The 13514-nt window shown below is 44.0% G+C and carries 14 protein-coding genes; 2 read left to right on the top strand and 12 right to left on the bottom strand.

Features of this window, described 5'->3' with window-relative positions:
* Positions 1–33: 33 nt before the first annotated feature.
* The 5 genes from aroD to MHI58_RS01775 form a co-directional block, all read right to left on the bottom strand.
* The gene (gene aroD, locus MHI58_RS01795) at positions 34–807 is read right to left on the bottom strand and encodes a type I 3-dehydroquinate dehydratase (RefSeq protein ID WP_041508216.1); all 774 of its coding nucleotides are present in this window, start codon (positions 805–807) and stop codon (positions 34–36) included.
* Between the two features lie 9 nt (positions 808–816).
* Positions 817–2250, bottom strand: a complete 1434-nt coding sequence (locus MHI58_RS01790) for an aldehyde dehydrogenase family protein (protein ID WP_041508215.1) — start codon at positions 2248–2250, stop codon at positions 817–819.
* Entirely contained in the window at positions 2247–3104 is an 858-nt protein-coding gene (locus MHI58_RS01785) for a citryl-CoA lyase (protein WP_081105380.1), read from the bottom strand. The genes MHI58_RS01790 and MHI58_RS01785 overlap by 4 nt, the downstream gene beginning before the upstream one ends.
* Positions 3105–3427: 323 nt before the next feature.
* Entirely contained in the window at positions 3428–4249 is an 822-nt protein-coding gene (gene nadE / locus MHI58_RS01780; protein WP_024718980.1) for an ammonia-dependent NAD(+) synthetase, read from the bottom strand.
* 195 nt (positions 4250–4444) lie between these two features.
* The gene (locus tag MHI58_RS01775) at positions 4445–5041 is read right to left on the bottom strand and encodes a DUF1989 domain-containing protein (RefSeq protein WP_024718981.1); all 597 of its coding nucleotides are present in this window, start codon (positions 5039–5041) and stop codon (positions 4445–4447) included.
* Between the two features lie 82 nt (positions 5042–5123).
* Between MHI58_RS01775 and MHI58_RS01770 the strand changes: the two genes are divergently transcribed.
* Positions 5124–6473 carry an amino acid permease gene (locus MHI58_RS01770; protein ID WP_024718982.1) on the top strand — a complete coding sequence of 450 codons (1350 nt, stop codon included), beginning with the start codon at positions 5124–5126 and terminating at the stop codon, positions 6471–6473.
* Here MHI58_RS01770 and MHI58_RS01765 read toward each other — a convergent pair.
* On the bottom strand, positions 6468–7226 hold the full coding sequence (locus MHI58_RS01765; RefSeq protein ID WP_045034611.1) for a YqcI/YcgG family protein: 759 nt from the start codon (positions 7224–7226) through the stop codon (positions 6468–6470). The genes MHI58_RS01770 and MHI58_RS01765 overlap by 6 nt on opposite strands.
* A gap of 229 nt (positions 7227–7455) precedes the next feature.
* On the opposite strand from MHI58_RS01765, the gene MHI58_RS01760 reads away from it, so the two are divergent.
* Positions 7456–7737: a DUF2651 family protein gene (locus MHI58_RS01760; protein WP_024718984.1), complete on the top strand. Its 282-nt coding sequence runs from the start codon at positions 7456–7458 to the stop codon at positions 7735–7737.
* On the opposite strand, the gene MHI58_RS01755 is transcribed toward MHI58_RS01760, so the two are convergent.
* The 6 genes from MHI58_RS01755 to MHI58_RS01730 all read right to left on the bottom strand — a co-directional run bounded on the left by MHI58_RS01755 (position 7732) and on the right by MHI58_RS01730 (position 13444).
* Complete coding sequence (locus MHI58_RS01755) at positions 7732–8115, bottom strand: UPF0715 family protein (RefSeq protein WP_113767225.1); 384 nt, start codon at positions 8113–8115, stop codon at positions 7732–7734. The two genes, MHI58_RS01760 and MHI58_RS01755, sit on opposite strands and share 6 nt — an antisense overlap.
* A gap of 119 nt (positions 8116–8234) precedes the next feature.
* Complete coding sequence (locus MHI58_RS01750; RefSeq protein WP_024718986.1) at positions 8235–8864, bottom strand: LysE family translocator; 630 nt, start codon at positions 8862–8864, stop codon at positions 8235–8237.
* Between the two features lie 125 nt (positions 8865–8989).
* Positions 8990–10177, bottom strand: coding sequence for an MFS transporter (locus MHI58_RS01745; RefSeq protein WP_041508209.1), 1188 nt, complete (start codon positions 10175–10177; stop codon positions 8990–8992).
* 57 nt (positions 10178–10234) lie between these two features.
* Positions 10235–11281 (bottom strand): Gfo/Idh/MocA family protein, encoded by a 1047-nt coding sequence (locus MHI58_RS01740; RefSeq protein ID WP_007498302.1) that lies wholly within the window; start codon positions 11279–11281, stop codon positions 10235–10237.
* The gene (locus MHI58_RS01735) at positions 11278–12144 is read right to left on the bottom strand and encodes an HAD-IIB family hydrolase (RefSeq protein ID WP_024718989.1); all 867 of its coding nucleotides are present in this window, start codon (positions 12142–12144) and stop codon (positions 11278–11280) included. Before MHI58_RS01735 ends, MHI58_RS01740 begins: the two co-directional genes overlap by 4 nt.
* Entirely contained in the window at positions 12119–13444 is a 1326-nt protein-coding gene (locus tag MHI58_RS01730) for a DegT/DnrJ/EryC1/StrS aminotransferase family protein (RefSeq protein WP_045034614.1), read from the bottom strand. Before MHI58_RS01730 ends, MHI58_RS01735 begins: the two co-directional genes overlap by 26 nt.
* Positions 13445–13514 lie beyond the last annotated feature (70 nt).

Genomic DNA, 13514 nt, shown 5'->3' with positions numbered 1-13514 from the left:
TCTCCTCTCACGGTGCAGCTATGAATCTGCTACTCACTGATTCTTTGAAAACACAATCGATAGAACGGTATTCAAATCCTGTATCGCAACTTGTCCAGGTGCTGAGCTTTCTTTCCCTACAGCAAAGGTCATGATAGACCCAAAGAGTCCACCTACCATTCTTGTGAAGGCGCCATATTCCCCCATCGCCATCGAAATAACGGGGATGGACAGATGCTTGTTCGCCTTGCCCGTCGCAGAAAGCAGTGTCAATGCATCCTCATAGGAATGCGGCATGACGGCGATCTTTGCGATATCGGCGCCAACCGATTCTGCATGGGTGAATAGCTCCACAAGCCGATCCGCCGCAGGGGTACGCTGGAAATCGTGGTACGACACAATCAAGATGACCCCGTTTCTCTTAGCCGCCTGACTGACTTGCTGGATATGCGAGACATCATGCATTAATTCAAAATCAACGGCAGCCACAAGCTGAGTGGAACAAAGCTCGACAAGCAGGGAAACCTTTTCATCCTCTGAGAGTGAGATGCGTTCGCCTCCCTCTTTTTCAGAACGAATGGTGAATAAAAATGGGATGCTATCTGCCTTTTCGATCATCCCTTTCAGGGTGGCGATGACTTGTTCCTTGTCATTGAGGTGATTGAAAAAATCCGCTCGCCACTCTATCACATCAGGCTTCTTCTCAGCTAACACCTCAACTTCAAGAAACAATTCTTCCTTTGTTTGTCCAATGAGCGGCGTACAAATCATTGGCTGACCGCCATTTTGCACATTTTTTAACTTTTGCTGAAAGACATTCACATCCATCTGCCCCCTTTATAGCCCATTTGGTAGCACAACCATTTTGGTTTCGGTCATCTCCTCGATGGCGAAACGCGGGCCTTCCCTTCCAATACCGCTTCGTTTAATCCCGCCATATGGCCAGTGATCTAGTCTGAAATTCGATGTCCCATTGATGACTACGCCGCCAGTTTCAAGCTCTTTTGCTGCGTGTAACGCAACATCCAGCTGATTCGTAAAGACACCTGCCTGCAAACCATATCGACTATCGTTTGCTTCTTTGATTGCCTCATCCAGCTCCTCATATGGGAGTATGCTGACGACTGGACCGAACACTTCTTCACAGACGACCTTGGCTTGTTTTGGCGGGTTTAGCAAAATAGCCGGTGTGATGCTTGCGCCATTTCGTTGTCCTCCAGATAGAAGCTCGGCACCCATTTTCTCTGCCTCTTGTATCCAAGCCTCCACACGTTTTGCTGCCTGTACATCGACCATACAGCCGATATCACTTTCACTAGACAGCGGATCTCCAACGACGAGCTGCTCTACTTTTTGTTTAAGTGTCTCAGTAAATGACGACATAATTTGCTTGTGGACATAAATTCTTTGAACAGAAATACAGCTTTGACCAGAGTTGCTAAAGCCCGTTTTGGCACAAAGAGATGCGGCTTGCTCGATATCTGCATCATGATGGACAATCGTCGCTCCATTTCCTCCGAGTTCCAGCAGTACCTTTTTTAATCCAGCAGAGTTTGAAATATGTTCTCCGCCCACCGCACCGCCAGTAAAAGAAACAAGATTGGTTCTTTCATCAGTGACTAACTGTTTGCCGGCGTCTACTCCTCCAATCACAAGCTGAAGGCTCTTTTCAGGAAACCCTGCTTCAAGCAGGAGCTTAACAAACGCTGTGGCAACAGCTGATGTTTGCGGTGCTGGTTTTAAAATAATGGCATTCCCTGCCGCAAAAGCTGGACCAATTTTGTGACAAATTAAGTTGAGAGGCGCATTAAAAGGCGTAATCGCCAGCACAACCCCAACCGGCACTTTAAATGTCATCGCCGTTGCTCTCTGTCCACGGGAAGATACATTGCCAGGAATGGTCTCACCAATTAGTCGATTGGCTTCTTCGGCTGACTGCGCCAGCGTTTCAATTGATCGTGAGACTTCATCTCTTGTATTTTTAAGCGGTTTGCCTAATTCTAAAGAAATGAGTTTTGCAAAATGCTCTTTTTGTTCTTCCAATAAGGCAGCTGCCTTTGTTAGAAGCGTTGAGCGTTCTAATGCTGATATTGCCGCTAATTGTTTTTTAGCTTGCTGCGCAATAGAAAGCGCCTGTTCTATATCTTCTGAGGAGGCAAGATAGGATGTACCGATCATTTCCCCAGAGTATGGATTGATAATGTCTTCTTTGACATGGTTTGCATCCAGCCATTCGCCGTTTATATATGACAACGCTTTCAATTCACTCAAATTCTCTCACCCTCCTTCAAGTGACGCGTCCCGATCCCCGCATAACGAACAAGTCTTTCTTCATTCGGACAAGGACCTTTCACTAGGGCACCTTTTGTCAGCTCTTCATATGCATGCGCCACGATGCCCATTCCTCTGGATAAGGAAAAGATGCCTTTTGCCGCTTCAGCTGGAATGTTTAATTCACATTGGATCGCAGCAGATACACCATCTATGTTCATCGTAATTTTTTTCCCTTTTAATTGTTCAAGTTCATGTCTAATCGCCTCAGCTAACCGTAAGTACGTTCCGCTGATATCACCTTGCTGCACATATGTTTGACTCAGCTCATACAGCCGTCTCACTCTCGGATCATCATCATGCAGCTGATGACCGATTCCCGGAATTTTTTCCTTGCGAGCTAACCATGTCTGACATACTTGCTTTGCAGCAGACTTGATATCCTTGTGTTCATCGTAGGCTGCTTTGGCTTCGTATAACATACGCATCGCCTTTTCACCAGCTCCGCCATGAATATCACCTAATAGATTCACCCCTGTTGCAACAGAAGAATTAAACGAAATGCCGCACGTAACCGCCATTCTTGCCGCTGCAATAGACGGTGCTCTTGGCCCATGATCCGCACCTGCGACAAGAACACTTTCAAAAAGAGCTGCCTTCGAATCATCTAGTAATTCACCAACAAGCAGTAGATAAAGCATCTGTGGATACGATAATTGACCAATAAGCTCTTCAATTGGATAGCCGCGAAGTTCAATTGAATTTTTTTGAATATGACTAATCTCAGTCTCCCACCAAGCGCCTCCTTCTTTGTATATTTCCAGTGCACTTCGATTTTTCATTGTGTGAATCATTCCTTTAGCCACTTATTTGGAGATGAACGACTCCTTTTATTCCGTCTAGTGGAATTCAATTTCACTTTTTGGAATGTGTTTTCATTGTAAGCGCATTCGTTTTTATCGTCAATCATTTTTTCTGAAAATACTGTCTTTTGATGAGAAATTAAGTGAATCGAACTAATTATTTTACCACTCTTCTTCAATTTACCCTTTATTTAGTCAAACAGACTTATGTAGATCGTTCTACTAATTAATGAACCATTTTCGTTTCATTCTGTCAAATTCAGCTGAAATTTGACATAAAAAAACCTCTCCATCTACTGGAGAGGTCACTTATTTTATTTCCACCAGTCATCAAACATGGAAGCGGGTACTTGGCGTTTATGTTCTGATTGAACATAGCGTTTTTCAATCGCTTCTGCTGCTTGATCTGACACGGGCTTACCTTCTAAGTAATCATCAATTTCATTATACGTAATGCCGAGTTCTGTTTCATCCGTTTGCTGAGGTTTATCATCAAGCAGATCGGCTGTTGGTTTCTTTAAGTATAGACGCTCTGGTGCTTGCAGCGCTTCTAGTAGCGTCCGTCCTTGGCGTTTCGTCAGACCTGTGAGCGGAAGGACATCTGCACCGCCATCACCATACTTCGTGAAAAAGCCCGTCACAGCTTCAGCTGCATGATCCGTTCCAATGACAAGTAAGCCTTCCTGTCCACCGACGGCATACTGTGCGATCATTCTCATGCGTGCTTTGACGTTCCCTTTATTAAAATCAGACAGCGCGCCGCCTGTTTCCTTTTGATATTGTTCACTGAATGCCGTCACGGCAGGTGCGATATCATATTTCCAAGACTTGTCCGGCTGAATAAATGATAGAGCCAGCTGCGCATCGTCTTCATCTTGCTGCGTGCCATGCGGTAGACGGACTGCAATAAAGACAGCATCCTCTTTTCCTTCTTGACGAAGCTCACTTACAGCGAGCTGAGCGAGACGGCCGGCAAGCGTTGAATCCTGTCCGCCGCTAATACCGAGAACGAATCCTTTTGCACCGGTCTTTTTCAAGTAAGCCTTTAGAAATCCAACCCGTTTTTCGATCTCCTGCTTTGGGTCAATTGAGGGCTGCACATGCAACTCTTGGCTGATTTTTTTCTGCAAACTCATACACTTTTCCTCCTAAGCATCCTCTACATGAAGAGAACAGGTTTTACTTCCATTTCAATTGATTTACCTACGATTTTAGCCACTTTATTATATCATGTTTTGAAAAAAGATATTTTTTAGACGTTCCCCTTTTTCATAAATGATCAAACATTCACAAACGAAATAGACCAAGTCTCTTTGACTGGTCTTTCCTTTTCAATCAATCTCCACCCGAATGGATGTACAGCTTGAGCCATTGCATTTTCCAATGTCGGCAGGACATGCAGACACCGCGACGATAAGGTCCATTTCTGCACGCAGACGAATGTAATCACCAGGGAGCGATTTTGGTAGCTCGACAGACAGTTTTCCTTTCTCATCAATGACTGTATTCATAAACGCATTAAAAGGATAATACATATCCTCCTTTGGAATCCCGAATGGCTCAAAAGCCGTTCTGAGATTATCGTAGCATGTATGCATGACCTCTAGGTGCGTCCTGCCGTATAAGAGCTGATACATTTCTTGCCGGCACGCAGGCATATATAAATCATGACATTCGACTGTATCTTCAATGACCGTAAACATTGGTTTATATAAATTAGAATAAAGCTGATCTCCCTTTTTCACCTTGGAAGAGAACAGGCTATCCATTGTAGCGCCTTGATCAAATTTTTCATAAAAATCCTTTTCATGATAGGCCATCACGTCTGCTACTTGCTGCCCTTCGACATCAACCACTCGCATACATTGTCCTTTTCCTAACCGAAAGCCAAATCCATCCTTTGGTAAAATCACGTATTCTCCGTTCATCACATGCACTCCTTTCCATGTTGACAGTATGCCCAAATCGTCCTCTTGATCATGTATAAAAAAAAGAGGCGGTCACAAGCTAATGCTATTGAATCAGAAAGGTGTTGCACATGCATTGAAAGAAGAACAATCTTTATCTTGGTGGCAGCTTTCACTTATCGGAGTCGGCTGTACAATCGGCACTGGTTTCTTCCTTGGTTCCAGCATCGCTATTACAAAATCCGGTTATTCCGTCTGCATTTCATTTTTGCTTGCGGCAGTCGGCACATATCTCGTCTTTAAACACCTGGCTGCGATGACAGCCGAGAACCCAGATAAGGGATCATTTTGTTCCTATGCCCGAAAAGCCTATGGGCGCTGGGCGGGTTTTAGTAATGGCTGGGTGTATTGGTTTTCAGAAATGCTGATCACAGGGAGTCAACTGACGGCGATTTCTCTTTTTACTCGTCACTGGTTTCCATCCATTCCACTATGGGTGTTTTCAGCGATTTATTCCGCTCTTGCCCTGCTTGTGATTATCATTGGGCTTTCTTCTTTTCAAAAGACGGAAAATGTCCTTGCCGTGCTGAAAACCGGGGCGATCCTATTGTTTGTCGTCCTTGCCGTTCTTGTTTTATGCGGCATTCTCACAGAGCATAGGCCCACCCTCCACCTGCCAAATAAAGACCATGAATGGATGCCACTCGGCCCGCTCGGTTTATGGAATGGGCTGATTTATGCGTTTTATGCTTTCGGGGGAATTGAAGTCATGGGGCTGATGGCGGTTCATTTAAAAGACCCGAAAGACGCCGCAAAATCTGGACGTGTGATGCTGATCATTCTTGCTGTCATTTATATCGTCTCCATCGGACTTGCGCTTTTGCTTGTTCCAGTGACAGCCTTTAACGAGAATAGCAGTCCATTTATTACATCACTGGAGCCATTTCATTTATCGATTTTCCTTCATATCTTTAATGGCATTTTCATTATTGCTGGGTTTTCCACATTGGTTGCCTCCCTCTATGCAGTCACGACGCTGCTTGGCACGATGTCGGAACATCACGATGCACCTGCTTGTTTTAAACAAAAAGAACCATCTCATGTCAGATGGTCTTCGATCTTGTTAACTGCTGCTGGATTGATTGTCTCGATTTTGCTGGCACTCTTTTTGTCCAAACACATATATGAGCATCTCACAACAGCAGCCGGTTTAACTCTTTTATACACATGGGTGTTTATTCTGCTATCAAGTAAAAAGCTGTCAAAACCATCTACTCGTCAAACGTGTGAAACGGTTCTTGCCCTGCTCTTAATCGGTGCGGCCGTTACAGGCACTCTGACAGAGGCAAGCGGACGACCCGGCTTTTTTATAAGCCTTGGGATCATCGCCGTGATTGGCATCATGGTACTCTTTATGAGAAAAAAGTGGAAACAGGATCAGGCCGCATCATAATTTCATCATGTTTTTTAAAGCAGTAAATGGACATTTGGCGGAGGCTGGTTTCTCCGCCTCATCATCTGAGAGAAAATATTGTTTCCATTCATGATTTGTTGGATCACCGTACCATTTTAATGATGGATGGACGTCAACTTGATCATATGCTTTGAGCCGCTTGCGAACGAGCTGGCTCATTTTTTGTCCAAACTTGGTCGATCCATTCAATTTTTCGAACACCCATCTAGGCTGAAATGCCATCATGGCATATGGAAAGTGGCGGCTCTTTCTGAGCTTATGAGCTGGTGTCGAACACAGAATAAAATAAGCCTCGCCATGAAAACAGTACTCCCATTCATGGTGATGAGGGTCCAGTGGAATCTCTGCTGGCCATGGCACTTCATCTTTTTGATGTAACCGTTGAAGCAATGACCAGAACTGCTGCTCAAATTCTTCAATTGAGCTTTCCTTTAAATCCTGCGGAGTTTCAAAAAAGCAGATAAATGAAGCGTATTGACCAGTTTGTTTAGCGCAGCCTTGATATTCTTTTAGCAGCTCTGCTAACTCATTCACTGCCCCGTCTCCCCGCAGATCACCGACAAATCCATAGCGTAAATGATCGAGAAAAAATCCTTGTCTGCCTGGTACACACGGAAATGTATCTGCCTCATCCCCTACCATCTCTCCAAACTGTGTGAAGGCATCCTGCTTCCATTCTTCGAGTGATCGTAGATTTTGATCAAGGCAACTTTTTGCATACAGCTGGGCCATTTTCTTCCACCTCGTTTTAGCGTCTTCTCCATAGCCTATGAGGAGGAAAAAGCTGTGGTGACTGTCCTTCAACGACTTTCACTGGACATTCACAAGGTGGTTGATTTGCCGGATGAAGCAGGAATTCACTTCCATTTATCTAATCATGTATGAGTATGCTTCTGCATATCATCATTTAGCCGCCTCTATCTAATAGAGTTGGTCATTATAAAAGAAATGGGTGAATGACATGCGTCTTCTTTTTCTCCATCCGATGTATCTGATCTTATTTACACTACCAGTGATGGCTTTCCTTTGGGGATTTGTTGGTTATCTGCTATTTAAACGGATATGGCCTGTCCTCATATTAACGTCCGTGATTTCGATGATTTTCATCTTCGCTTATACTGGATTTGACCTTAGCAATCTATATTGGGTCCTTCTGATGACGGCTCTTGCTTTTGTATCAAGCGGACTCTCGAAGGTCATACACGTTCATGTTCAAGAGAAAAAACGGGAAAAGCCTTTATGATTGTTTCTTCTTTAAAAAGACGGAATCAAGCAGCCAATAAATAAAGGCCGCACAAAAGCTAAATAGATAAACTTTGTAGCTAATAAAGACGACAACACCATAATCAATCCATAATGCGAGCGCCGTACAAACCACCCACGCCCCGATAAAATAAACCAGTAAATCACGGCGTCGAAACTTCTCAGGATGACGGTGTAAAACCATTTGGATAGGTGTAGCAAATAGGACATAAGCGATCAAAATGAAAAGACTGGTGACCTCCACATAACTGAATCTCGTATCAGGTGGGGCAAACAACATGGTATAAACAAATGTCGCTGTGATCACAGACAAAATCAGCATACACACATAGTTGAATGCTGGCAGGAACATACGCATGGCAAAAACTCCTTCAATTTTATGTATCTTCCATCATTATTGAAGAGTGTCCTATTTCTGTCAAATATGAAAAAGGGCTAAAATGATTTAGATTTTAGCCCTTTTTCTTATCAACCATTCTATCCAATGAGCGCCATGATCCCTTGATATCCAAAATAGGCACCGAAGCCAAGTAAAGAGAGACCTGCCAGAACGGATAAGCCGTGCAACATTCGTTCATTTAAATACCGTCTAAACGTACTGGCGAGTAGCGCCATACAGAAATCCCATAAGAGCATGCCGATAAAAATAGCCACGCTATACATCAGCATTTGAGATGCTCCATACTTTTCGATCGTATTGGCTAAAATACTGCCATAGATTCCAAGCCAAAATAAAATGCTAAGCGGATTGGAAAGAGAAATGAAAAAGCCCGTCATGAATGAATGCCCGATCGACGTGTTTCCTCCATCCTTCTTTGGACTTTCCTGCAAATTGATTTTACGAAGGCTTTCAATACCGGTATAGGTTAGAACGAAAAAGCCGAACAGCCACAAAAAGGTTTTCACAAGAGGTGCAGTCAAAAGCTGGGCGACACCAAAATAGATGAGGAGCATATAGACAATATCCGCAGCCATAGCCCCCACACCAAAAATCCAAGCGTGCCAAAATCCACTTTTAATCCCTCTGTCGATTTGGGCTGCATTGACTGGCCCAACAGGCGCTGAAAGTGACAACCCTAAAAAGATATAACCAAAAAACACCGCCACATAGACGTCCTCCTTTTGATGCTGACTTGTACATGTTATTCACGCTTTCGTTGTTTTAGTACAAGTCCTTCGTCACCTTTTCTGAAGATAAGCTATACAAAAGGAGGAGCCACCAGAGCAGCTGCTTATCGATCGGCTTTCATCGCCGGCGGCTGTGTGGGTATGGTTTCTTTTTTCCGAGATCGATTCATTTGAATGGCAGCCGCAAAAAGGAGAACAGCTAAAAAGGCGAAAACAAAGACGGCGCTTGCCGCACCTGCCCACTCAAGGCTAAACCCAATCAAAAAGGACAAGCAAGCTCCACCTAAACTAGCGGCGGCAATAAAATAACTCGTGGCCTCGTCGATGGCATTTTCAATCATTAATGCAGAAGCCGTCAAGGCAATGGGGAACATGCCAGCTGCGCACAGACCGATGAAAAAGATAAGAATTAGCTGCGCGGCGATGTGGGTGGCTAGAGCAAATACGGCGAGCAGTACAATCATCAGCGCTGCGCTTAACTTTAAAAAACGCAGCGGATGCAGCTGATCGGCTTTTCTCGCAATGACAGTTCTGCCAATGACGATCGCTGTCCAAAAAGTAGAGACCGCAAAAAGACCCCAGTTGTCTCCCCCTTTTTCTAGCATGATCGACGGTAAAAAGTTCGCAAAGTTCGTTTCAATTCCTGCGTAGAAAAACGCAAAACAGATCATCAGCACCACAATCATTCGATTCCCTCGATCAAACAGCAAGGACGGTTTCTTCATGTCTTGAATAGGAGCCGCCATCTGCCCACGAGGGAGCTTATTCATAAAAGTAAGCCACAGCATAAGGAAAAAAGTCAGTGCACCGACTTGAAATAAAAACACATAATGCCACGTTTCCTCTGTCACAGTCAGCAGAATCAATAGAGGAAATAATAGCGCACCTAATCCAAAAAAGACCTCCATGATGCTGATTCGCTTTGCACTGTTTGCCATTGAAATGACATACGCCCCGGCCGTTGTCTCAAGACTGCCAGCACCGCTCCCAAGGAAAAAACCTGCCACCACAAGAATCGTCCAACCTGGCACCAAAAGGCCAAGAAGAAGCGCTCCGATCATCAGCAGCAATCCCATCGTCAAAACAGCGCCGTAGCCTTTTTTCCTCACAAGAATGGGCGACAAAAGAACGCCTGTCAAAAAGCCAATAAACTGAAAGAAGATTAAAGAAGATAATTCCCCAGGACCCTTCTCATAACTAGACAGCAAATAAGGCGTTAAACTGCCAAAAAACACATGAATGGTCCCAATAAAAAAATAAAAGATACAGCCAAAATAAAACACCTTTTTCATCTTTTCACTTCCTCTAAAAAGGAGCGGAGTCATGATATCCTCCGCTCCACCTCTTCATTAATATGCGCGGGCAGAGACGACAGCCTCTTCCCTCTCGAAGCACGTATTCAGCGCAGCCTGCGCGCGATAACCATCTTCAAAATCAGCTACCTTCATATGAGATGGATATGAGTTTGTATTTACCCAATGCATCAGCTGATCACGGAATGTATCAGACCATCCATAAAATTCATTCGGCGGATCTGTCAGCAATGTTTGCGGCATTTGATGACGCTCTACACACAAGCCATCACTGATCTCATATTCGTTTTTCATGTTTGTATGGTATTTAAAAACCTTGTCATGCCCCACTACTTCTACACTAAATCCACATTCCTCCGGCTGCGTACTTTTGGACGTCACCAAATGAAAGAACACTTGATTCTCCATTTGCCCAAAAATTTCGGTATGGTCATCAACCTGTACCTTTTTCTCTTCTTTTTCCTTTACATGTGTCAGCATCTTCGTATTAAGGGATTCTTTTTTCATTTCACTGCCAAATAAGTACCACAGCATATCAATCAAATGAATCCCTAAATCTCCTAATGCACCGCTTGTACGCAGACTTTCGCCGCTGTCTCTCCACGAAAATGTCTTTCTTCTAAGGGCACTATTTTTCTTAAAATGTGTCCGTACTGTCAAAACGCGTCCTAATTCACCATTGGCGATCAAGTTCTTCAAAATATTCACAAAGGATAAATAGCGATAGTTAAAGCCCATACTGGCTTGAACCTGGAACTGTTTGGCTGTCTCCACCATTTCCTTCGCTTCTTTTAACGATACAGCCATCGGTTTTTCACATAAAATCGGCTGTCCTGCTCTAAGCGCCTGAAGGGCATGGTCCTTGTGACAGAAGTTAGGGGAAGCAATGATCAATCCATCTGATGCATCCGCTAGTGTTTCGATACTGGCATACACCCGTCCGCCGTACTGTTTAATAAATCCTTGTGCGACGGATTCGTGCAAGTCATAGACCCCAGATAATTCTGCACCTTTGATCGTTGATAATGCTCTAGCATGTGCTTTTGCAATATTCCCTGCTCCAACAATTCCAATTTTCTTCATGAATGTGCCTCCTCATGTTTATACATCACTGTTTTCAATGTTTCATAGATTCCTTTTGCATACCCATGATGACAAATTTGATGATGGTGCCGTTTGGCTTCGGCTGTTGCATTTTGGACAAGAAAGCCATGCGTGACGGATTGAAGCATCCGCAGATCATTCCCACTATCACCAAAAGCAAAGCCCTTATCTTTTGACAGGTTATATTGATTCAGCATAAACCGAACGATTTCATCCTTTCCTGTTCCCACTGGTAAAAAATCAACGTCATAGCAATCCGCAGGGTCACCCGCAAGTGGGTTGCATTTGTTGATGTTCACCGCCACACCCCGCTCCTTCGCAAGTGTTTGGATGAACGATAGATGATGGAGATCTGTTCGTTCATCCTGCTCCTGATAATAGAAATTTTTTTTATACCCAGAGCTGCCTAGCTGCGTTTGCGGCCTAAGGGTGATCCCCTTTTCACGTACGGCTTGCAGAATATCTTCAATTTTTTCGTCTGAAAAGCCCTGTGCATCAAGCCGTTTCATCCATTCTGCATCCGGCTGTCCAAATTTCCCATCTGATGTATACACGATTTCAGTTCCTAAATTCGACGCAATAAAATGCGGGAATTGATAGAAACCGCCTTTCTCCATTTTGCTCGTAACAGAATCGAGGCTGCTTCCCGTCACCCAGCCCAGCATGAGCTGTCCGGCTTCGCTCTTTTCTGCCACAAAAGCTTCCAGCCGTTTTACATCCTCTCTCTGCTCCTCGGTCATTCCGTGAGAATAGTAGGTCTCATCGAAATCACAGAAGACGATCCACTGCGGATGTTGCGGTTGATGCACCAGCTTTTTATTGAATGGAAGATTTGATAACATGATGGACCCCCTCGATGACTTTCTCCTGATCTTGCAGCGGCATACCTGGGTAAAGCGGTAAGTGGAATAATTGCTGTACGGCTTTTTCCGTATGTGGAAGTGCCGTTTGTTTATACTTTTGAGAAACAAGATTCGTTTGATGCTGATGCGATAAAATCGGGTAATAGACATCTGTTTCTATGCCCATCTCCAGTAATTTCTCTGCCAGCTCATCTCGGCTTCCCTTCACCACTCTGATCGGGAATAGATGCCATACATGATCCTCTGTCAGCTTCGGAAGCTTTATATAGCCCTCGTCCTCCAGCGTTTGCAGCTGATCTATGTATCTCTTTGCCAAGTAAAAGCGTTTAAAGTTTTGTAAACCTAAATATTTCATTCGTTCTAGCCCGATTGCAGCCTGTAAGTTATCAATCTTAGAATTAAAGCCATAGTCACTGCGCTTTACGTTTTTCTTTCCTGGTTCAAAACCGTGATAGCTGATTTCCATGCATTTTTCTGCTAGGGCTTCATCATTTGTCGCGATGGCTCCTGCCTTCCCGCAAACTCCAAGGTTTTTGTAAGGATTAAAGCTGAGAACAAGTCCATCTCCAAATGCTCCAAGCCCGCTGCTGCCAATCGCCTGACAGCCATCCTCAATGATCGATAGACCATACCGTTTCGCAATCGTCGAAATGGCCTTCATATCCGCTTGCTTTCCATACAAATGAACCGGGAGAATACATACTGTCTTATCTGTGATATGCTTTTCTATTTCATTCGGCGCTAGGCAGTAGGTGTCTGGATCAATATCGGCATAGACTGGAACCGCACCAATCGCAAGCACTGCATTTTCTGTTGCAGCAAAGCTGTTGGCAGGCAGGATGACCTCATCTCCAGGATGGACGCCTGCTGATATTAAACTGATCATCAAGGCATCTGTTCCACTTGATGTGGCAATGACATATTTTTTCCCTAAGTATGCTGCGAGCGTCTTTTCAAACTTTGGAATATAAGGGCCTGATGTAAAACGGCCTGAACTTAATACTTCTTTCAGCACCTGCATAATATCATCAATCTCATCCTCTGAAATCAGTTTATCGACGGGCAGGAACGGTATCTTTTTTTCCTTATTTTGTTTATAATGGAAGAGAATTTTTTCCAAACCTGTACGCGCAATATCTTGCTCAAGGAACGCAGCAAGCTTATCATTCGCTAGATTCTTTTCAACTGAATCAGCCTTTACTTGAACACCTTGATTGATCATATCCAGCAACGGTAGATAATCCTTGCTTTTACCTGATATCTTCGTCAATATTTGCATTCCATTCCCTCCAATTAATCAATTCCATTTGTTAATATTTAACTTGTTTCACATTGTAAATGATGTTATC

The organism is Bacillus sp. FSL K6-2869, from assembly GCF_040869405.1.
Taxonomy (GTDB): Bacteria; Bacillota; Bacilli; order Bacillales; family Bacillaceae; genus Bacillus; species Bacillus altitudinis.
The sequence above is the reverse complement of the archived record's forward strand: the minus strand, read 5'-3'. Positions and strand labels throughout refer to the sequence as shown.